The organism is Burkholderia sp. Bp9140 (assembly GCF_003853425.1).
Lineage (GTDB): Bacteria > Pseudomonadota > Gammaproteobacteria > Burkholderiales > Burkholderiaceae > Burkholderia.
On sequence record NZ_QTPQ01000033.1, the window covers coordinates 22,903 to 42,923 of the forward strand.

A 20,021-nucleotide genomic window follows, 5' to 3' on the forward strand; every position below is an offset into this window, starting at 1 on the left:
CAACCGATTGGGGGCAAACGTGTCTGCTGAAGTCCAAATGATCAATCCGGCCGCGGCGAACGCGGCGACCAGCCGCCGCGACGCCGTGCAGGGCGATGCGACGGGCCAGGAATTCCTCGTCTTCACGCTCGGCGACGAGGAATACGGGATCGACATCCTGAAGGTGCAGGAAATCCGCGGCTACGACAGCGTCACGCGCATCGCGAACGCGCCGGAGTTCATCAAGGGCGTGATCAACCTGCGCGGGATCATCGTGCCGATCGTCGACATGCGGATCAAGTTCCATCTCGGCCGCGTCGAGTACGACCACCAGACCGTCGTGATCATCCTGAACGTGTCGAACCGGGTGGTCGGGATGGTGGTCGACGGCGTGTCGGACGTGCTGACGCTGCAGACGGACCAGATCATGCCGGCACCGGAATTCGGCGCGACGCTGACGACCGAGTACCTGACGGGCCTCGGCACGGTCGATGGCCGGATGCTGATCCTGATGGACATCGAGAAGCTGATGTCGAGCCGGGAAATGGCGCTGATCGAGACGCTCGGCGGGTAAGCGCGCCGCGTGCGCAGCAATTTCGGGAGAATCTGCAATGTTGCATAACTGGTCGATCCGCACGACGCTCACGGCGGTCGGACTCATCCTCGTGTGCCTGGCCGCCGCGGTCGGCGGGCTCGGCCTCTACGCGCTCGATCACGCGAGCCGCTCGCTCGACGAGGTCGCGCACGTCGACCTGCCGGCGATCCATTCGCTCGACGACACGTCGGCGTACCTGCTGCGCGCGCGCGTGTCGCTTGACCGCTTCCGCTCGCTGACCGAGGCCGGCAACACGGCCGATGCCGCCAAGGTGCTCGACCGCGCGCAGGAGCTGTACGCGAAGTCGAACCAGAACTGGCAGGCGTTCCAGGCGACGCCGAAGCTTGGCGTCGAGCAGGCGCTCGTCGACGAGCTCGCCGCGCGCTACGCGACGATCGTGAAGGAAGGCGTCGAGCCGGAATTCGCGGCCGCGCGCGCGGGCGACATGGCGGCCTATCACGCGGTCGCCGATACCAAGATCAGCCCGATGTTCGTCGCGTACGACCAGGCGGCATCGGCCGTGATCGCGTCGCTGCAGAAGCGTGCGGAAGAACGCCAGGCCGCGACGCAGTCGCAGATCTCGATGATGATCGGCCTGATCGCGGCCGGCATCGCGATCGCGTTCGTCGTCGTGATCGCGATCCGCTTCGCGCTGCGCGGGCTGATCGTGAAGCCGCTCGAGGACGCGATCGCGCACTTCGAGCGCATCGCGGGCGGCGACCTCACGCAGCCGGTGAACGTGTTCAGCACCAACGAGATCGGCCGCCTGTTCGGCGGCGTCAAGCGGATGCAGGACGCCGTGACGACGATGGTGCAGGCCGTGCATCGCGGCACCGAGTCGATCGACGTCGGCGCGCGCGAGATCTCGACCGGCAACACCGACCTGTCGCAGCGCACCGAGGAGCAGGCCGCGTCGCTGCAGGAAACCGCATCGAGCATGGAGCAGCTGACCGGCACCGTGCGGCAGAACGCGGAGAACGCACGGCAGGCGAGCCAGCTCGCGGTGAATGCGTCCGACATCGCGACGCACGGCGGCGAGGTGGTCGGCCAGGTCGTGTCGACGATGCAGGACATCGCGGCGAGCTCGGGCAAGGTCGTCGACATCATCGGCACGATCGAGGGCATCGCGTTCCAGACCAACATCCTCGCGCTGAACGCGGCGGTCGAGGCCGCCCGTGCGGGCGAGCAGGGCCGCGGCTTCGCGGTGGTCGCGGGCGAGGTGCGCTCGCTGGCCCAGCGCAGCGCGAGCGCCGCGAAGGAAATCAAGCAGCTGATCGGTGATTCGGCCGAGAAGGTCGAAAGCGGGTCGGCGCTCGTCGCGCGGGCCGGTTCGACGATGGATGAGATCGTGCAGGCCGTGCGCCGCGTGACCGACATCATGGGCGAGATCAGCGCCGCGTCGGACGAGCAGTCGACCGGCATCGAGCAGGTCAATCGCGCGGTCGGCCAGATGGACTCGGTCACGCAGCAGAACGCGGCGCTCGTCGAGCAGGCCGCGGCGGCGGCCGCGTCGCTCGAGGAGCAGACGCGCCAGATGAAGGCGATCGTGTCGGAGTGGCGCGTCGCGGGCGGCATCGCGCTCGCGCCGGCGCGCGGCGCCGCGCGCCCGGCCGCGCACGCACCGGCCGCGGTGCCGGCGTTGCCGTCGCAGAGCCGCCACGAAGCCGCGCCGGCCGCACTGCCGGCCCCGCAGGCCGCCGCCCAGCCGGCGCGTCGCGCCGCACCTGCGCCGCACGCGTCGGCACCGGCAACGAGCCACGAAGCGAAGCGCCCGACGGATGCCGCCGCACGCGCACCGAAGGACACGCCGGCCGCCGGCGGCTACGGCCCGCGTCTCGCGAAGGCGGCCGCACCGGCGCACAAGCCGGCCGAGAAGCCCGCACTGGTGCGTCCGGCGCTGAACGGCGAGAAGCCGGCGCTGGCCGCGGCCGGTACCTCCGACGACGACTGGGAGACCTTCTAAGCCATGCCGTCCGCGCGCGCACCGTTTCGACCCGATGCACCGGATACCTCGCCCCGCGCGGGCGAGCCGGGGCGCGACTTCGCGTTCACCGGCGCGGATTTCGCACGCATCCGCGCGCTGATCCATCAACGCGCGGGCATCTCGCTGTCCGAGCACAAGCGCGACATGGCGTACAGCCGGCTGGCACGCCGGCTGCGCGCACGCGGCCTCGACACGTTCCGCGACTACCTCGACCTGCTCGAGCAGGAGGACGATCCGCTCGAGTGGGAGGCGTTCACCAACGCGCTGACGACGAACCTGACCGCGTTCTTCCGCGAGTCGCACCATTTCCCGATCCTCGCCGACTTCGTGAAGGCGCGGCCGGCACCGGTATCGGTGTGGTGCTCGGCGGCGTCGACCGGCGAGGAGCCTTACTCGATCGCGATCACGCTGATCGAGGCGCTCGGCGAATCGGCCGCGCGCGGCGCATCGATCCTCGCGACCGACCTCGACACGCAGGTGCTCGCGAAGGCCGAGGCCGGCATCTATACGTACGACCAGGTCAAGCACCTGAGCCCGGAGCGTCTCAAGCGCTTCTTCCTGAAGGGCACCGGCGCGCAGGCCGGCCGTGTGAAGGTGCGCCCGGAACTGCGCGCGATGATCCGCTTCGAGCAGCTGAACCTGACCGATGCCGACTACGGGATCGCGAAGCCGTTCGACGCGATCTTCTGCCGCAACGTGATGATCTATTTCGACAAGCCGACGCAGGGGCAGGTGCTGTCGCGCTTCGAGCCGCTCGTGAAGCCGGGCGGGCTGCTGTTCGCCGGGCATTCGGAGAATTTCACCTACGTCACGCAGGCGTTCCGGCTGCGCGGGCAGACGGTCTACGAACTGACGCGCGATGCCGCGCCGGGCTCGCGCCCGCGCGGCGCGGCGCCGGCCGCGGCGGTGCCGCCGCGCGCCCACGCGCGTGCCGCGCTCGCATACGGAGAGCGCGGATGAGCGGCCTGCCGATCGCGACCAATCGCTACTTCGACAACCACTTCGAACGCCCCGGCGTGAAGCTGCTGCCGAACGAGTTCTACACGACGTCCGAGGACATGGTGCTGATGACCGTGCTCGGCTCGTGCGTCGCCGCGTGCCTGCACGACCCGTTCGCGGGCATCGGCGGGATGAATCACTTCATGCTGCCCGACGACGGCGTCGATGCCGGCGCGGCCGCGTCGGAGTCGATGCGCTACGGCGCGTACGCGATGGAAGTGCTGATCAACGAACTGATCAAGGCCGGCGGGCGCCGCGAGCGGATCGAGGCGAAGGTGTTCGGCGGCGCGGCCGTGCTGGCCGGGATGACGACGATCAACATCGGCGATCGCAACGCGGATTTCGTGCGCCGCTATCTCGCGCTCGAACGCATCCGCATCACCGCGGAGGATCTGCAGGGCGTGCACCCACGCAAGGTCGCGTTCATGCCGCGCACCGGCCGCGCGATGGTGAAGAAGCTGCGGCTGCAGGTGCCGGGCGTGACCGAGCGCGAAGCCGCGCTGGCGCGCGAGGCCGAACGCGCGCGGGCCGTCCGGCCGCGCGCGCACGTCGAGCTGTTCGCGGCGAAGCGGCCGGCCGCGCCGCCGCCGCCGGCGCGGCCGCGCATCGAGCTGTTCGGCGCACGCGGCGGCGCAGGCGCGCCGGCGACGAACGCGAAGACCAGCAGCCCGAGCGCCGGCAGCCCGTATGCGGCCAACCTTTCGAGAAAGCAGGAGGCATGACCGCAGTGCAGAAGATCAAAGTGTTGTGCGTCGACGACTCGGCGCTGATCCGCAGCCTGATGACGGAGATCATCAACAGCCAGCCCGACATGACGGTGTGCGCGACCGCGCCCGATCCGCTCGTCGCACGCGATCTCATCAAGCAGCACAACCCGGACGTCCTGACGCTGGACGTCGAAATGCCGCGCATGGACGGGCTCGACTTCCTCGAGAAGCTGATGCGCCTGCGGCCGATGCCGGTCGTGATGGTGTCGTCGCTGACCGAGCGCGGCTCCGAGATCACGCTGCGCGCGCTCGAACTCGGCGCGGTGGATTTCGTCACGAAGCCGCGCGTCGGGATTCGCGACGGCATGCTCGACTATGCGGAAAAGCTTGCGGACAAGATCCGCGCGGCATCGCGCGCGCGCGTGCGCCAGGCGCCGCAGCCGCAGGCCGCCGCGCGCACGGCGAGCGGCCAGCCGGCCGCGCCGCTGGTCAACAACCCGCTCGTCAGTACCGAGAAGCTGATCATCATCGGCGCATCGACGGGCGGCACCGAGGCGATCCGCGAGGTGCTGACGCCGCTGCCGCCGGATGCGCCGGCGGTGCTGATCGCGCAGCACATGCCGCCGGGCTTCACGAAGTCCTTCGCGCAGCGGCTGAACGGCCTGTGCCGGATCGCGGTGAAGGAAGCCGAGCACGGCGAGCGCGTGCTGCCGGGCCATGCGTACATCGCGCCGGGCCATGCGCACCTGCTGCTTGCGCGCAGCGGCGCGAACTACATCGCGCAGCTGTCCGACGAGCCGCCGGTGAACCGTCACCGGCCGTCGGTCGACGTGCTGTTCCGCTCGGCGGCGCAGCACGCGGGCAAGAACGCGATCGGCGTGATCCTCACGGGGATGGGGCGCGACGGCGCGGCCGGCCTGCTGGACATGAAGCGCGCGGGCGCCCACACGTTCGCGCAGGACGAGGCGAGCTGCATCGTGTTCGGGATGCCGCGCGAGGCGATCGCGCTCGGCGGCGCGGACGAGATCGCGCCGCTTTCCGAGATGAGCCGGCGCGTGATGGCGCGACTGGCGACGATGGGTGACCGCGTGCAGCGCGTCTGAATGAAATGTCACGGGGCACGTGCGATGCCGCGCGCCCCGACGGTAACGAATCTGCAAAGGAACGACGATGGACAAGAGCATGAAAATCCTGGTGGTGGACGATTTCCCGACGATGCGCCGGATCGTCCGCAACCTGCTCAAGGAACTGGGCTACACGAACGTCGACGAAGCCGAGGACGGTGCGGCCGGCCTCGCGCGGCTGCGCGGCGGCGGTTTCGACTTCGTGATCTCCGACTGGAACATGCCGAACCTCGACGGCCTCGCGATGCTGAAGGAAATCCGCGCGGACGCGACGCTCACGCACCTGCCGGTGCTGATGGTCACGGCCGAGTCGAAGAAGGAGAACATCATCGCGGCCGCGCAGGCGGGCGCGAGCGGCTACGTCGTGAAGCCGTTCACGGCCGCGACGCTGGACGAGAAGCTGAACAAGATCATCGACAAGATGGCCAAGGCCGGGAGCTGACGTGAACGAGCCGATCCATGCGGCGCTTGCCGGCGCGGCGGTCAACGCCGACGGCCACGCGGAAGGCGCCGATTACGCGAGCGACCGGATCCTCGCACGCATCGGCCACGTCACGCGCACGCTGCGCGATTCGATGCGCGAGCTCGGGCTCGACAAGCATGTCGAGCGCGCGGCGGAAGCCGTGCCCGATGCGCGCGACCGGCTGCGCTACGTCGCGACGATGACCGAGCAGGCGGCCGAGCGCGTGCTGAATGCGATCGAGATCGCGAAGCCGGTGCAGGAGCGCGTCCAGAACGAGGCCGAGGCGCTCGACGCGCGCTGGGCGCAGTGGTATGCGGCGCCGATCGAGCACGCGGACGTGCGCGAGCTGATGGACGACACGCGCACGTTCCTGCGCGCGCTGCCCGAAGCCGCGTCCGCGACCAGCGCGCAACTGCTCGAGATCATGCTCGCGCAGGATTTCCAGGACCTGACCGGCCAGGTGATCAAGAAGATCATGGACATGGTCTACCTGATCGAGCAGCAACTGCTCACCGTGCTCGTCGAGAACATCGCGCCCGAGCGGCGCGAGCAGTTCGCGGCGACCGCGGCCGCGCTCGCGGCCGAGCAGATCAGCGCGACCGGCAGCCCCGAGTCGCTGCTGAACGGGCCGCAGATCGCGCCGGAAGGCAAGTCCGACGTCGTGCAGGACCAGGCGCAGGTCGACGACCTGCTCGCGAGCCTCGGCTTCTGACCCCGGCACCTCGCACCGGGCCGCTCCGTGTCGCGGAGCGGCCCGGTGCGTAGGGTTTTCGCCGGTTCCCCCGCGCCCGCCGCGAGCGGGCGTCGCCGCACGTCATGCCGCGACGATTTGACACTCCAACACGCTCCGCAGGCATACTACGCATCAGCAGCAACGAAGCGTCATTCTTGAGACTTTGATTCGTCGGCCCGCGGCGCCGCGCCTGATGGCGGCACCCCCGGCAACGAAACCAGTCCCTTTGGGGGGGAACGTGAAGCTGAAACGCTTGGGCTGGGCCGCTGCGCACGCGACGGCCGCGATGGGTGTGCTGTGGAGCGTCCACGCACACGCCGAACTGGGCGGCGCGCCGATGTCGCCGCCGGCGGACGATCGCGCCGCCACCGTGCGTGCGATGCAGCGCGCGATGCGCTCGGCCGACGGCGCGCAGGCGAACGCGGCCGCCTACACCGTCCGCGAGATCACGCTCGGATCGGGCACCGTCATCCACGAATACACGACCGCGGCCGGCACCGTGTTCGGCCTCGCCTGGCGCGGGCCGAGCATGCCGGACCTCGAGTCGCTGCTCGGCAGCTATTTCCCGCAGTACACCGCCGGCGTCCAGGCCGCGCATGCGGCGCGCGGCTGGCGCGCGCCCGTGTCCGTCGATACGAGCGGCCTCGTGATCCGCACGGGCGGCCACATGGGCGCCTTCGCGGGCCAGGCGTGGCTGCCGGCGGCGCTGCCTGCCGGCCTGTCCGGCACCGACATCCAGTGACAGCGGGAGAGCGATCTTGAGAATTCCTCGTACCTTCAAGCGCTGGCTCGGCCTGCTGAGTGTCGCGGCCGCGACGGCCATGCTCGTGACCGCCTGCGGCGGCGGCGATGACAACAACGGCGGCAGCGGCGGCAATGGCGGCGGCTCCAATGTATCGGACGGCAATACCGCGAACACGGCCGTGATCACGGTCGGCACCGGCGTCGCGCACGTGATCAACATCCCGACCGTCAACGTGAAGATCTGCGCGCCGGGCACGTCGAACTGCCAGGTGGTCAACAACGTGCTGGTCGACACCGCGTCGTACGGGTTGCGGCTGGTCAGCAGTGCGCTGTCGTCGGGCGTGTTGAACAACCTGCCGCAGACGACGAGCGGCGGCGCGCCGGTCGCCGAGTGCGGCAAGTTCGTGTCGAGCTTCACATGGGGCTCGGTGCGTACCGTCGACCTGTCGATCGGCACCGAGCAGGCGGGTTCGCTGCCGGTACAGATCATCGGCGATCTCGGCACGACCAACGTGCCGAGTTCATGCTCGAACAACGGCGCCAGGACGTCGGCCAACACGGCAAGCGACCTCGGCGCGAACGGCATCCTCGGCATCGGGCCGGCGCCGCTCGACTGCGGCACGGCCTGCGCGACGTCGACGTCGGCGACGTCCAACAACTACTACGCGTGCCCGAACGGCAACTCGAGCTGCACGGTGACGCTGGTGCCGGTGGCGCAGCAGGTGGCGAACCCGGTCCATCACTTCGCGACCGACAACAACGGCGTGATCGTGCAGATGCCGACCATCTCGAACAGCGGGCAGGGCAGCGCGACGGGCCTGCTGACGTTCGGGATCGGCACGCAGAGCAACAATGCGCTTGGGGCGTCGACGGTGCTGACGTCGACGACGACGGGCGACGTGAACGCGACGTTCCTCGGCGGCAGCGTGACCGCGTTCTTCGATACGGGCTCGAACGCGTACTTCTTCAACGATTCGGCGCAGAAGACCTGCTCGACCAACACGCAGTTCTACTGCCCGTCGTCGACGACCACCTATACGGCGACGCTGACCGGCAAGAACGGTACGACGGGCGGCGTGTCGATGCCCGTCGCGAACGCCGACATGCTGTTCGCGAACGCGTCGACGTTCGCGTTCAACGACATCGCCGGCCCGTTCGGCGCAGACGGCTGGCTCGATCTCGGTCTGCCGCACTTCTACGGCAAGACGATCTACTTCGGGATGGACAAGACGGCGAGCGGCGGCGCGCAGCCTTACGTCGCGTTCTGACCACGCACGAACGGCGGCAGCAAGAAGGGGGCGAGCGATCGCCCCCTTTTTTTTGCGTCCGGCAGGGCAGCGGGCCGACTACGTACCGGGCGGCCGCGCCGCGCCGGCACAGCGCCTACGATATAAGACCGGCGCCGGTGCCGGCACGACCTCGAGGAGACAGCGCCATGAGCCAGCGAATCCAACGCATCACGCCGTTTCTGTGGTTCGACCAGGACGCCGAGGCGGCCGCCCGCTTCTACGTGTCGGTGTTCGACGACGCGCGCATCCTGCACGTCGCCCGCTACGGCAAGTCCGGCGCGCAGGCGTCCGGGCAGGCCGAGGGCGCGGTGATGACGGTGTCGTTCGAGCTGGACGGGCAGGCGTTTCTCGCGCTGAACGGCGGCCCGGCGTTTCCGCTCACGCCGGCCGTGTCGTTCGTCGTCAACTGCCGCGACCAGCCCGAGATCGACCGCTACTGGGCAGCCCTGGCCGAAGGCGGCGACGAGCGCGCGCAGCAGTGCGGCTGGCTGCGCGACCGCTTTGGCGTGTCCTGGCAGGTGGTGCCCGTGCAGATGCCCGAACTGATGTCGGGCGACCCGGCACGCGCCGAGCGCGTGATGGCGCAGGTGATCAGGATGAAGAAGCTCGATCTGAGCGTGCTGGAGCAGGCGGCGGCCGGCTAGCGCGAACGCGTGCCGCAGGCGCCGTTTCCGACATGTGCACGCGCGCCCGAAGCGATTCCCGACCGGCCGGTAAATCGGCCGGTGAACAATCGATTCGATTATCGGTCGCGATTCGTTTCATGCTGGTGTAATCAAGCCGTGGATTATCTGGCTGTCATTTATGCCAGGGCGTCGAGATTATAAAAATGACGTGACATGCCAATCGGCGAGACGGTGCGCCGCCGCGGCGGCCGCACTGGCGCTGCCGCCAGTGCGGCGCGGTGGCGAGCGCTGCGCGAAAAGAGATGCAATGCGCCGAAATTCAAACTTATAATGCCCGCGTTGTTTCCGGGGTCGCCGATTTAAGACAGGAGGGTAATAAGATGAATTTCACCGAAGCCATTCGTTCCGTATTCAACCAGTATGCGAAATTCGAAGGCCGCGCGCGCCGAGCCGAATATTGGTATTTCGCGCTGCTCACCGGCGTCGTGTCGATCGCCTGCCAGGTGCTCGCCGCCGTCGGCCGCGAAACCGGCGCGATTTCGCTGCTGCTGGCGATCGTCGCACTGGTCGTGTCGCTCGCCCTGGTGCTGCCGAGCCTCGCGGTCACCGTCCGCCGCCTGCACGACACGGGCCGCTCGGGCTGGTTCCTGCTGATCGCGTTCATTCCGCTCGTCGGCGGGATCCTGCTGCTCGTGTGGATGTGCTCGCGCGGCACCAGCGGACCGAACCGCTACGGCTCGGATCCGATTCCGGCGATCTGAGCGCCGCCCGCCCCGACGCGCGGCCGTCGCGTCGGGGCGGGCCGACGACCGCTTCACCGCCGCATCGATTCCCCGCTTCACCGCCTCATCCACCTCATCCACCTCATCCACCTCATCCACCTCATCCACCTCATCCACCTCATCCACCTCATCCACCTCATCCGCTTCATCCGCTTCATCCGCTTCACCGCGCCTGCCCGCGAGCGCGTCGTTCACCGCCTCTCCGCGTGTCGCCCCCAGCCTGCCGCCTCGCGCCGCCCCGGCTTGCCCGATTCCCCGAAATACCCCCCTTTCCCGGCTTTGCTCGACCGATCGGCGTTTGACGTGCGCATGAATAATCGGTGTCACTGGAAAGCGGCATTTCGCCGTACCCGACTGGAGGCCCCGTGGCAGACGAGAGCGATCTCGACAGAACCGAAGCCGCCACTCCCAGGCGCCGCGAGAAGGCGCGCGAGGAGGGGCAGGTCGCGCGTTCGCGCGAGCTGGCTTCGTTCGCGCTGCTCGCGGCCGGTTTCTACGGCGCATGGCTGCTCGCGGGTCCGTCGGGCGCCCATCTCCAGGCCATGCTGCGCGGCGCGTTCGCGTTCGACCGCGCGACCGCGTTCGACACGCACCGGATGCTGTCGGCGGCCGGCAGCGCGAGCGTCGAAGGTCTCGCCGCGCTGCTGCCGATCCTCGCGCTCACCGGCCTCGCCGCGCTGCTCGCGCCGATGGCGCTCGGCGGCTGGCTGATCTCGCAGAAGACCTTCGAGCTGAAGTTCGACCGCCTGAACCCGATTTCGGGCCTCGGCCGGATGTTCTCGATCCAGGGGCCGATCCAGCTCGGGATGTCGCTCGCGAAGACGCTGGTCGTCGGCGGGATCGGCGGGATCGCGATCTGGCGCAGCAAGGACGAACTGCTCGGTCTCGCGACCCAGCCGCTCGGTTCGGCGCTCGCCGATGCGATGCATCTGGTCGCCGTGTGCTGCGGCACGACGGTCGCCGGGATGCTGGTGGTCGCCGCGCTCGATGTGCCTTACCAAATCTGGCAGTACAACAAGAAGTTGCGCATGACGAAGGAAGAAGTGAAGCGCGAGCATCGCGAGAACGAAGGCGATCCGCACGTGAAGGGCCGCATCCGCCAGCAGCAGCGCGCGATCGCGCGGCGCCGGATGATGGCCGCCGTGCCGAAGGCCGACGTGGTCGTCACGAACCCGACGCACTTCGCCGTCGCGCTGCAGTACACGGACGGCGAGATGCGCGCGCCGAAGGTGGTCGCGAAGGGCGTGAACCTCGTCGCCGCGCGCATCCGCGAACTCGCGGCCGAGCACAACGTGCCGCTGCTCGAGGCGCCGCCGCTCGCGCGTGCGCTGTATCACAACGTCGAACTCGAACGCGAGATTCCCGGCTCGCTGTACTCGGCCGTCGCCGAGGTGCTCGCATGGGTCTACCAGCTGCGGCGCTTCCGCTCGGAAGGCGGCGCCTTCCCGGCCGCGCCGGTCGATCTCGACGTGCCGGCCGAACTCGACAAGGGGTCGTCGGTATCGGCCGACGACGAGCGTGAAGAAGCCGAAGACACGCTCGGCAAGCAAGGAAACGCGGCATGAGCACCCCCACCACCGGCCTGTTCGCCAAGCGGGCGAACCCGTTCGCCGGCACCAACCTGCGCGCGCTCGCGGGCCCGATCCTCATCTGCATGATCCTGGGGATGATGATCCTGCCGCTGCCGCCGCTGCTGCTGGATCTGCTGTTCACGTTCAACATCGCGCTGTCGGTGATGGTGCTGCTCGTCAGCATGTACACGATGAAGCCGCTCGACTTCGCGGCGTTCCCGAGCGTGCTGCTGTTCTCGACGCTCCTGCGCCTGTCGCTGAACGTCGCGTCGACGCGCGTCGTGCTGCTCGAGGGCCACACCGGGCCGGACGCCGCCGGCCAGGTGATCGAGGCGTTCGGCCACTTCCTCGTCGGCGGCAACTTCGCGGTCGGCATCATCGTGTTCGTGATCCTCATGATCATCAACTTCATGGTGATCACGAAGGGCGCGGGGCGGATCGCCGAAGTGTCCGCGCGCTTCACGCTCGATGCGATGCCCGGCAAGCAGATGGCGATCGACGCCGACCTGAACGCGGGCCTCATCAACGAGGAGCAGGCACGCAAGCGCCGCCTGGCCGTGTCGCAGGAAGCCGAGTTCTACGGGTCGATGGACGGTGCGTCGAAGTTCGTGCGCGGCGACGCGATCGCGGGCCTGATCATCATGGCGATCAACGTGATCGGCGGGCTGATCGTCGGGATGGTGCAGCACGACATGAGCTTCGCGGCGGCCGGCACCAACTACACGCTGCTGACGATCGGCGACGGCCTCGTCGCGCAGATTCCGTCGCTCGTGATCTCGACGGCGGCCGGCGTGATCGTGTCGCGCGTCGCGACCGACGAGGACATCGGCACGCAGATCACCGGGCAACTGTTCACGAACCCGCGCGTGCTGACCATCACCGGCGCGATCATCGTGCTGATGGGGCTGATCCCGGGCATGCCGCACTTCGCGTTCCTCGCGCTCGGCGGCGGCGCGATCTGGCTGGCCCGCACGCAGACCCGCCGCGCGGCGGCCCGCGTGGCGGCCGGCGACGTGACCGAGATCGCGCCGCCTGCCGCGCTGCCGGGCGACAGCCACGAGGCGACCTGGGACGACGTGCAGCTGATCGATCCGCTCGGCCTCGAAGTCGGCTACCGGCTGATTCCGCTCGTCGACAAGAACAGCGACGGCGAACTGCTCAAGCGCATCAAGAGCATCCGCAAGAAATTCGCGCAGGAAATCGGCTTCCTGCCGCCGGTGATCCACATCCGCGACAACCTCGAGCTGCGGCCGAACGCGTACCGGATCGCGCTGAAGGGCGTTGAGATCGGCGCGGGCGAAGTGTTCCCGGGCCAGTGGCTCGCGATCAACCCGGGCCAGGTGACGGCCGCGCTGCCGGGCGCCGCGACGCAGGACCCGGCGTTCGGGCTGCCGGCCGTGTGGATCGACGTCGCGATGCGCGAGCAGGCGCAGGTGTACGGCTACACGGTGGTCGACGCGAGCACCGTCGTCGCGACGCACCTGAACCATCTGGTCGTCCAGCACGCGGCCGAACTGCTCGGCCGCCAGGAAGTGCAGGCGCTCGTCGAGCGCACCGGCAAGGATGCGCCGTCGCTCGTCGAGGACCTCGTGCCGAAGACGATCTCGCTCACCACGCTGCAGAAGGTGCTGCAGAACCTGCTCGAGGAAGGCGTGCCGATCCGCGACATGCGCACGATCCTCGAGGCCGTGTCCGAACACGCGGGCCGCGGCGACGCGTATGAAATCACCGCCGCGGTGCGGCTGTCGCTCGGCCGCGCGATCACGCAGCAGTGGTATCCGGGCGCGGGCGAGATGCAGGTGATGGGCCTCGATTCGAATCTCGAGCGCGTGCTGTCGCAGGCGCTCGCCACCGGCGCGAACCCGGGCCTCGAGCCCGGCCTCGCGCACAACCTTCTGACCGGCACGCAACAGGCGATGCTGCGTCAACAGAATCTCGGGCTGCCGCCCGTGCTGCTGGTGCAGCACGCGCTGCGCGCGATGCTCGCGCGCTTCCTGCGCCGCAGCCTGCCGCAACTGAAAGTGCTGTCGTATGCCGAAGTGCCGGACACGCGCACGATCAAAGTCGTTAACGTCATCGGGGGTTCCGCTTGAACATTCGCAAATTCACCGGCGCGACCAGCCGCGACGCGCTTCGCCTCGTGCGAGAGGCACTGGGCGCCGACGCCGTCGTGCTGTCGAACCGCACGCTCGATGACGGCAGCGTCGAAATCGTCGCACTCGCCGACTCGGATCTCGCCGCGGTCACGCCGCCGGCCGCCGCCCGAGCGCGCACCTACGCGTCGCGCGCACCGGAATCCGTACCGGCCGCGGCCGTCCCGGGCATCGTGTCGCGCCCGGGCGCCGCGCTCGCGCGGCCGGCCGTCAATCCGTATGCGGCAGGCGACGGCGGGCTGCCGGACGTGTTCTCGTCGGTGTTCGGCGCAAGCGCCGAAGCGACGGCACCGGCGGCGGAAGCGGCCGCCTTCGATGCCGACGCGCACGCAACGGACGCGGCATCGCCGTCGCCGGTTGCGCCCGCGCCCGCTGCCGGCGCGCCGGCAGCGTCGTCCGAACCCGCGCCGTGGCTCGTCGAGCACGCGAAGCGCCTGACGCAGCAGCGCGAAGCGCTGATCGCCCGCGCGCAGGCGGCGCAGGCCGCACCGCAAGCGCCGGTGCGCCCGCAGCAGGATGCCGCGTCCGCGACGCCGGCCGGTTGGGCCCGCGACATCGTGCGCGACGCCGAACGCCGGATGTCGCCGGCGCCCGCCCGCGCGAGCGAAGCGCGCGCCGAGAAGCCGGCCGAACGCCCGCGACTGTCCGCCGATGCAGCCGCCGCGGTGGCCGACGCGGTGAAGGCGCGCATCGAGAGCATCGTCAACGACACGGTGATGCACGAGCTCGGCGCGATGCGCGGGATGATGGAAGAGCAGTTCGACAGCCTGATGTGGCACGACCGCCAGCGCCGCAGCCCGGTGCACGGCGCGCTGACCAAGCACCTGTTCTCGGCCGGCTTCTCCGCGCAGCTGGTGCGCATGCTGGTCGACAACCTGCCGTCCGGCGACGGCGCGCAGACCTTCGAGCAGGCCGCCGACTGGGCGCAGTCGGTGCTCGCGGCGAACCTGCCGGTGCTCGAGAGCGAGGACGCGCTGATGGAGCGCGGCGGCGTGTTCGCGCTGATGGGGCCGACCGGCGTCGGCAAGACGACCACCACCGCGAAGCTCGCCGCGCGCTGCGTGATGCGCTTCGGCGCGAGCAAGGTCGCGCTGCTGACCACCGACAGCTACCGGATCGGCGGCCACGAGCAGCTGCGCATCTTCGGCAAGATCCTCGGCGTGCCGGTGCACGCGGTGAAGGATGCGGGCGATCTCGAGCTCGCGCTGTCCGAGCTGCGCAACAAGCACATCGTGCTGATCGACACGATCGGCATGAGCCAGCGCGACCGCGCGCTGTCCGACCAGATCGCGATGCTGCACGGCGCGAACGCGCCGGTGCAGCGCCTGTTGCTGCTCAACGCGACGAGCCACGGCGACACGCTCAACGAGGTCGTCCAGGCCTACCGCAGCGCGGCCGAGTTCCCCGATCTCGCCGGCTGCATCCTGACCAAGCTCGACGAGGCGACTCACCTCGGCGGCGTGCTCGACACGGTGATCCGCTACAAGCTGCCGGTCCACTACGTGTCGACCGGCCAGAAGGTGCCGGAGAACCTGTACGTCGCGTCGACCAGATTCCTGCTGAAAAGCGCGTTCTGCGTGCCGCGCGACGGCTCGCCCTTCGTGCCCCAGGACGAAGACATGCCGACGCTGCTGTCCGCCCTGACCGCACGTTCCACCGCCGAGCTGCACGAGGTGCGATTTGGATAAACGGATCATCGACCAGGCCGAAGGGCTGCGGCGCCTGCTGGCCGGACGCGCGTCGCGCATCGTCGCGGTGACGGGCGGGCCGGCGGGCGTCGGCTGCACGTCCACCGTCGTGAACGTCGCGGCCGCGCTGACCGCGCTCGGCAAGGACGTGCTCGTCGTCGACGAGCGCGCCGACGTGCATTGCGCCGCGGCGACGCTCGCGGGCGCATGGCTGCGCGACGGCGAACGCACGCGCGTCGCCGCCGGGTTCGGCCTGTGCGCGGCCGCGCGGCTCGCGCGCGACGGCTACAGCGACGCGCAGCTGAGCGACTTCATCGACGGCCAGGCCGACATCGTGCTGGTCGACGCGCAGCTCGGCGCCGACGGCGCGTTCTCCGCGCTTGCGCGCGAGGCGCACGACGTGCTGATCGTCACGCGGGTTGCCGCGCAGGCGATCACCGAGGCGTATGCGTGCATGAAGCGCCTGCATTTCGCGCACGCGGTCGCGCAGTTCCGCGTGCTGACCAATCACGTCGGCAGCCACGCCGACGCCAGGACTGCATTCGACAACCTCGCGGGCGTCGCGAGCCGCTACCTGACGGTGTCGATCGCCGACGCCGGCTGCGTGAGCGCCGATCCGCTCGTCGAGCATGCGCGCGAACTGGTGCATACCGCGGTCGACGCGTTCCCGTCGTCGGCCGCCGCGCGCGATTACCGGCAGATTGCCGCCGACCTGCTGTACTGGCCGATGCGCCCGGGTTCGGGCGCGGGCCGCGCCGTGCATGCGGGCGGCAAGCCGTCGTACGAGGCGGGTGCGGCCCACGCCGCGTGAGCGGAAGGAGAGAGCCATGATGTACAACGCTCAAGGAAAGATGACCCAGGCCGACGTGCTCGCGCAATACGCGCCGCTCGTGCGGCGCCTGGGGCTGCAGCTCGTCGCGAAGATGCCGGCGAGCGTCGACCTCGACGACCTGATCCAGGCCGGCATGATCGGCCTGATGGACGCGGCCGGCCGCTACAAGGAAGACCAGGGCGCGCAGTTCGAGACCTATGCGACCCAGCGCATCCGCGGCGCGATGCTCGACGAGCTGCGCAGCAACGACTGGCTGCCGCGCAGCCTGCGCAAGACGTCGCGCGAGGTCGAGTACGCGGTGCACCAGGTCGAGCAGCAGCTCGGCCGCTCGGCGAGCGAGATCGAGATCGCGCAGCACCTGAAGATGCCGCTCGACGAATACCAGGGGATGCTGCAGGACCTGCACGGCAGCCAGCTGATTTACTACGAGGATTTCGACCGCGCGGCCGACGACGAGCCGTTCCTCGACCGCTATCGCGTCGATCACGCCGATCCGCTGTCGACGTTGCTCGACGACCACCTGCGCGAGGCGCTCGTCGACGCGATCGACCGGCTGCCCGAACGCGAGAAGCTGCTGATGTCGCTGTACTACGAGCGCGGGCTGAACCTGCGCGAGATCGGCGCGGTGCTCGAGGTCAGCGAATCGCGCGTGTGCCAGCTGCACAGCCAGGCCGTCGCCCGCCTGCGCGCGCGGCTGCGCGAACAGGCGTGGGTCGGCGCGGAGAACTGACCCTTTCATTGCCCCACGCGCGCGCCGACACCGCGCGCGGCGCGCATTTCCCGCGCCGATTTGCTACAATCCCTCCCGTTTTCCGAGGAGCGTTGCGACGGACCTTCTGCGTCCGCCAGGCTCGGAAAGCTTCACCAAGCAGCCGTGCGGCGAGATTCGCGCCGGCCCCGCTTCCTGAACGGCGCTCACGTCACCAATTTCTAGAACTTTTTTAGAAAGGAGGGCGTGATGAACGCCATTATCGATTCGCAAGCTTCCAAGGATTACGTCGTCGCCGACATGGCGCTTGCCGGCTGGGGCCGCAAGGAACTGAACATCGCCGAGACCGAAATGCCGGGCCTCGTGCAGATCCGCGACGAATACAAGGCGCAGCAGCCGCTGAAGGGCGCGCGCATCGCAGGCTCGCTGCACATGACGATCCAGACCGGCGTGCTGATCGAGACGCTGAAGGCGCTTGGCGCCGATGTCCGCTGGGCGTCGTGCAACATCTTCTCGACGCAGGACCACGCCGCCGCCGCGATCGTCGAAGCCGGCACGCCGGTGTTCGCGTTCAAGGGCGAGTCGCTCGACGAATACTGGGAGTTCTCGCACCGCATCTTCGAATGGCCGAACGGCGAATTCGCGAACATGATCCTCGACGACGGCGGCGACGCAACGCTGCTGCTGATCCTCGGTTCGAAGGCCGAGAAGGACCGTTCGGTGATCGCGAAGCCGACCAACGAGGAAGAAGTCGCGCTGTACAAGTCGATCGCGACGCACCTCGACGCCGACCCGACCTGGTACTCGACGCGCCTCGCGCACATCAAGGGCGTGACCGAAGAGACCACGACCGGCGTGCACCGCCTGTACCAGATGGAAAAGGACGGCCGCCTGCCGTTCCCGGCATTCAACGTGAACGACTCGGTCACGAAGTCGAAGTTCGACAACCTGTACGGCTGCCGCGAGTCGCTCGTCGACGGCATCAAGCGCGCGACCGACGTGATGATCGCGGGCAAGGTCGCGGTCGTCGCGGGCTACGGCGACGTGGGCAAGGGCTGCGCGCAGTCGCTGCGCGGCCTCGGCGCGACCGTGTGGGTCACCGAAATCGATCCGATCTGCGCGCTGCAGGCGGCGATGGAAGGCTACCGCGTCGTGACGATGGAATACGCGGCCGACAAGGCCGACATCTTCGTGACGGCGACCGGCAACTACCACGTGATCAACCACGATCACATGAAGGCGATGCGCCACAACGCGATCGTCTGCAACATCGGTCACTTCGACTCGGAAATCGACGTCGCGTCGACCCGCCAGTACGAGTGGGAAAACATCAAGCCGCAGGTCGACCACATCATCTTCCCGGACGGCAAGCGCGTGATCCTGCTGGCCGAAGGCCGCCTCGTGAACCTCGGCTGCGCGACCGGCCACCCGTCGTTCGTGATGTCGAACTCGTTCGCGAACCAGACGCTTGCGCAGATCGAGCTGTTCGTGCGCGGCGGCGAGTACGAGAACAAGGTGTACGTGCTGCCGAAGCATCTCGACGAAAAGGTCGCGCGCCTGCACCTCGCGCGCATCGGCGCGAACCTGTCCGTGCTGTCGGACGAGCAGGCTTCGTACATCGGCGTGCAGAAGGACGGCCCGTTCAAGCCGAACCACTACCGCTACTGATGCGCCGAGGCCGCCGTGCCGCGTGCGCCCCGCAACGGGCGCGCGCGGGTCGGCGGCACGGTGCCGGATCGCCGTCCGTCGCATCGTGCCCGCGGGCATGCGTGGCGGCCGGCGGCGGTAACCGAGCATTGACCGACCAGATCGACAACCGAACCGGAGCCCTCCATGAGCGTCATCCTCACCTGGGTCATCAACGCCCTCGCGCTGCTGATCATCACGTACCTCGTGCCGTCGATCCACATCAAGAGCTTCGGCACCGCGCTGATCATCGCGGTCGTGCTCGGCCTGATCAACACGGTGATCCGTCCGGTGCTGATCCTGCTGACGCTGCCCGTCACGATCGTCACGCTCGGGGTGTTCATCCTCGTCGTGAACGCACTGTGCTTCTGGTTCGCGTCGTCGCTGCTGAAGGGGTTCGAGGTGTCGGGGTTCTGGTCCGCGTTCTTCGGTTCGATCCTGTACAGCATCGTGTCGTGGCTGCTGTCCGCGCTGATCTTCGGGCAGCGCGACATCGGCTGACGGCCGGGCCCACTCTTGCGAATCATGAAACCGATCGAACTTTCGTTTGAATTCTTCCCGCCGAAGACGGCGGACGGCGTCGAGAAGCTGCGCGCGACGCGTGCGCAGCTGCTGCCGCTGAAGCCGAAATTCGTCTCCGTGACGTTCGGCGCCGGCGGCTCGACCCAGCAGGGCACGCTCGATACCGTGCTCGACATGCAGAAGGACGGCCTCGAAGCCGCGCCGCACCTGTCGTGCATCGGCTCGTCGCGCGACAGCCTGCGCGCGATCCTCGACCAGTACCGCTCGTACGGCATCCGGCATATCGTCGCGCTGCGCGGCGACCTGCCGTCGGGGATGGGCGCGGTCGGCGAGCTGCGCTATGCGTCCGAGCTGGTCAGCTTCATCCGCGCCGAGCATGGCGACTGGTTCCACATCGAAGTCGCCGGCTATCCGGAGTACCACCCGCAATCGCGCTCGCCGAAGGCCGATCTCGAGAACTTCGCGCGCAAGGTGAAGGCCGGCGCGAATTCCGCGATCACGCAGTACTTCTTCAACGCCGACGCGTACTTCCGCTTCGTCGACGATGCGCGCAAGCTGGGTGTGGACGTGCCGATCGTGCCGGGCATCATGCCGATCACGAACTTCTCGCAGCTGATGCGTTTCTCGGAAATGTGCGGCGCGGAAGTGCCGCGTTGGGTCGCGCGCCGGCTCGAGAGCTTCGGCGACGATCGCGACGCGATCCGTGCGTTCGGCGCGGACGTCGTCACGGGCCTGTGCCAGCGCCTGATCGATGCGGGCGTGCCGGGGCTGCACTTCTATACGCTGAACGCGGCGTCCGCGACGCGGACCATCTGCGAACGGCTCACCATGTAAG

19 protein-coding genes and 1 riboswitch are annotated in these 20,021 nt (G+C 68.8%); all 19 genes read left to right on the forward strand.

What is annotated here, in order from left to right; genetic code table 11:
* Positions 1-37: 37 nt before the first annotated feature.
* The 19 genes from cheW to metF all read left to right on the forward strand — a co-directional run bounded on the left by cheW (position 38) and on the right by metF (position 20,020).
* Positions 38-553 carry a chemotaxis protein CheW gene (cheW, locus tag DIE21_RS25585; protein WP_124500311.1) on the forward strand — a complete coding sequence of 172 codons (516 nt, stop codon included), beginning with the start codon at positions 38-40 and terminating at the stop codon, positions 551-553.
* A gap of 37 nt (positions 554-590) precedes the next feature.
* Entirely contained in the window at positions 591-2,537 is a 1,947-nt protein-coding gene (locus tag DIE21_RS25590; RefSeq protein ID WP_124500312.1) for a methyl-accepting chemotaxis protein, read from the forward strand.
* A 3-nt stretch (positions 2,538-2,540) separates the two neighbouring features.
* Entirely contained in the window at positions 2,541-3,518 is a 978-nt protein-coding gene (locus DIE21_RS25595) for a CheR family methyltransferase (protein ID WP_124500313.1), read from the forward strand.
* On the forward strand, positions 3,515-4,279 hold the full coding sequence (cheD, locus tag DIE21_RS25600) for a chemoreceptor glutamine deamidase CheD (protein ID WP_124500314.1): 765 nt from the start codon (positions 3,515-3,517) through the stop codon (positions 4,277-4,279). Before DIE21_RS25595 ends, cheD begins: the two co-directional genes overlap by 4 nt.
* The gene (locus tag DIE21_RS25605; RefSeq protein WP_124500315.1) at positions 4,276-5,367 is read left to right on the forward strand and encodes a chemotaxis response regulator protein-glutamate methylesterase; all 1,092 of its coding nucleotides are present in this window, start codon (positions 4,276-4,278) and stop codon (positions 5,365-5,367) included. The genes cheD and DIE21_RS25605 overlap by 4 nt, the downstream gene beginning before the upstream one ends.
* Positions 5,368-5,434: 67 nt before the next feature.
* Positions 5,435-5,830: a chemotaxis response regulator CheY gene (cheY, locus tag DIE21_RS25610; protein ID WP_006754880.1), complete on the forward strand. Its 396-nt coding sequence runs from the start codon at positions 5,435-5,437 to the stop codon at positions 5,828-5,830.
* A 1-nt stretch (position 5,831) separates the two neighbouring features.
* A complete protein-coding gene (gene cheZ, locus DIE21_RS25615; protein WP_124500316.1) occupies positions 5,832-6,563 on the forward strand; it encodes a protein phosphatase CheZ in 732 nt (243 codons plus the stop codon).
* 259 nt (positions 6,564-6,822) lie between these two features.
* Positions 6,823-7,326: a DUF2844 domain-containing protein gene (locus tag DIE21_RS25620; RefSeq protein WP_124500317.1), complete on the forward strand. Its 504-nt coding sequence runs from the start codon at positions 6,823-6,825 to the stop codon at positions 7,324-7,326.
* Between the two features lie 16 nt (positions 7,327-7,342).
* Positions 7,343-8,596 (forward strand): DUF3443 domain-containing protein, encoded by a 1,254-nt coding sequence (locus DIE21_RS25625; protein WP_124500318.1) that lies wholly within the window; start codon positions 7,343-7,345, stop codon positions 8,594-8,596.
* Positions 8,597-8,763: 167 nt separating this feature from the next.
* Positions 8,764-9,261 carry a VOC family protein gene (locus DIE21_RS25630; protein WP_124500319.1) on the forward strand — a complete coding sequence of 166 codons (498 nt, stop codon included), beginning with the start codon at positions 8,764-8,766 and terminating at the stop codon, positions 9,259-9,261.
* Between the two features lie 362 nt (positions 9,262-9,623).
* Positions 9,624-10,004, forward strand: coding sequence for a DUF805 domain-containing protein (locus tag DIE21_RS25635; RefSeq protein WP_124500320.1), 381 nt, complete (start codon positions 9,624-9,626; stop codon positions 10,002-10,004).
* A 386-nt stretch (positions 10,005-10,390) separates the two neighbouring features.
* A complete protein-coding gene (flhB, locus tag DIE21_RS25640; protein WP_124500321.1) occupies positions 10,391-11,590 on the forward strand; it encodes a flagellar biosynthesis protein FlhB in 1,200 nt (399 codons plus the stop codon).
* Entirely contained in the window at positions 11,587-13,689 is a 2,103-nt protein-coding gene (gene flhA / locus DIE21_RS25645; protein WP_124500322.1) for a flagellar biosynthesis protein FlhA, read from the forward strand. Before flhB ends, flhA begins: the two co-directional genes overlap by 4 nt.
* Entirely contained in the window at positions 13,686-15,437 is a 1,752-nt protein-coding gene (gene flhF, locus DIE21_RS25650; RefSeq protein WP_124500323.1) for a flagellar biosynthesis protein FlhF, read from the forward strand. Before flhA ends, flhF begins: the two co-directional genes overlap by 4 nt.
* Positions 15,430-16,248, forward strand: a complete 819-nt coding sequence (locus tag DIE21_RS25655) for a MinD/ParA family protein (protein ID WP_124500324.1) — start codon at positions 15,430-15,432, stop codon at positions 16,246-16,248. Before flhF ends, DIE21_RS25655 begins: the two co-directional genes overlap by 8 nt.
* A gap of 16 nt (positions 16,249-16,264) precedes the next feature.
* Complete coding sequence (locus tag DIE21_RS25660) at positions 16,265-16,999, forward strand: RNA polymerase sigma factor FliA (RefSeq protein ID WP_124500325.1); 735 nt, start codon at positions 16,265-16,267, stop codon at positions 16,997-16,999.
* Positions 17,000-17,077: 78 nt separating this feature from the next.
* A riboswitch (S-adenosyl-L-homocysteine riboswitch) is annotated at positions 17,078-17,193 on the forward strand.
* Positions 17,194-17,227: 34 nt separating this feature from the next.
* Entirely contained in the window at positions 17,228-18,646 is a 1,419-nt protein-coding gene (gene ahcY, locus DIE21_RS25665; protein WP_124500326.1) for an adenosylhomocysteinase, read from the forward strand.
* Positions 18,647-18,811: 165 nt separating this feature from the next.
* On the forward strand, positions 18,812-19,165 hold the full coding sequence (locus tag DIE21_RS25670; RefSeq protein ID WP_006477367.1) for a phage holin family protein: 354 nt from the start codon (positions 18,812-18,814) through the stop codon (positions 19,163-19,165).
* A gap of 24 nt (positions 19,166-19,189) precedes the next feature.
* Entirely contained in the window at positions 19,190-20,020 is an 831-nt protein-coding gene (gene metF / locus DIE21_RS25675; protein WP_124500327.1) for a methylenetetrahydrofolate reductase [NAD(P)H], read from the forward strand.
* Position 20,021 lies beyond the last annotated feature (1 nt).

Excerpts from the sequence above, each read along its gene's own strand:
- DIE21_RS25630 (WP_124500319.1), top strand. The coding sequence starts at position 8,764 with ATGAGCCAGCGAATCCAACGCATCACGCCGTTTCTGTGGTTCGACCAG.
- flhA (WP_124500322.1), top strand. The coding sequence starts at position 11,587 with ATGAGCACCCCCACCACCGGCCTGTTCGCCAAGCGGGCGAACCCGTTC.
- cheY (WP_006754880.1), top strand. The coding sequence starts at position 5,435 with ATGGACAAGAGCATGAAAATCCTGGTGGTGGACGATTTCCCGACGATG.
- DIE21_RS25635 (WP_124500320.1), top strand. The coding sequence starts at position 9,624 with ATGAATTTCACCGAAGCCATTCGTTCCGTATTCAACCAGTATGCGAAA.
- DIE21_RS25660 (WP_124500325.1), top strand. The coding sequence starts at position 16,265 with ATGATGTACAACGCTCAAGGAAAGATGACCCAGGCCGACGTGCTCGCG.
- DIE21_RS25670 (WP_006477367.1), top strand. The coding sequence starts at position 18,812 with ATGAGCGTCATCCTCACCTGGGTCATCAACGCCCTCGCGCTGCTGATC.
- cheD (WP_124500314.1), top strand. The coding sequence starts at position 3,515 with ATGAGCGGCCTGCCGATCGCGACCAATCGCTACTTCGACAACCACTTC.
- cheW (WP_124500311.1), top strand. The coding sequence starts at position 38 with ATGATCAATCCGGCCGCGGCGAACGCGGCGACCAGCCGCCGCGACGCC.
- DIE21_RS25590 (WP_124500312.1), top strand. The coding sequence starts at position 591 with ATGTTGCATAACTGGTCGATCCGCACGACGCTCACGGCGGTCGGACTC.
- metF (WP_124500327.1), top strand. The coding sequence starts at position 19,190 with ATGAAACCGATCGAACTTTCGTTTGAATTCTTCCCGCCGAAGACGGCG.
- DIE21_RS25605 (WP_124500315.1), top strand. The coding sequence starts at position 4,276 with ATGACCGCAGTGCAGAAGATCAAAGTGTTGTGCGTCGACGACTCGGCG.
- ahcY (WP_124500326.1), top strand. The coding sequence starts at position 17,228 with ATGAACGCCATTATCGATTCGCAAGCTTCCAAGGATTACGTCGTCGCC.
- DIE21_RS25595 (WP_124500313.1), top strand. The coding sequence starts at position 2,541 with ATGCCGTCCGCGCGCGCACCGTTTCGACCCGATGCACCGGATACCTCG.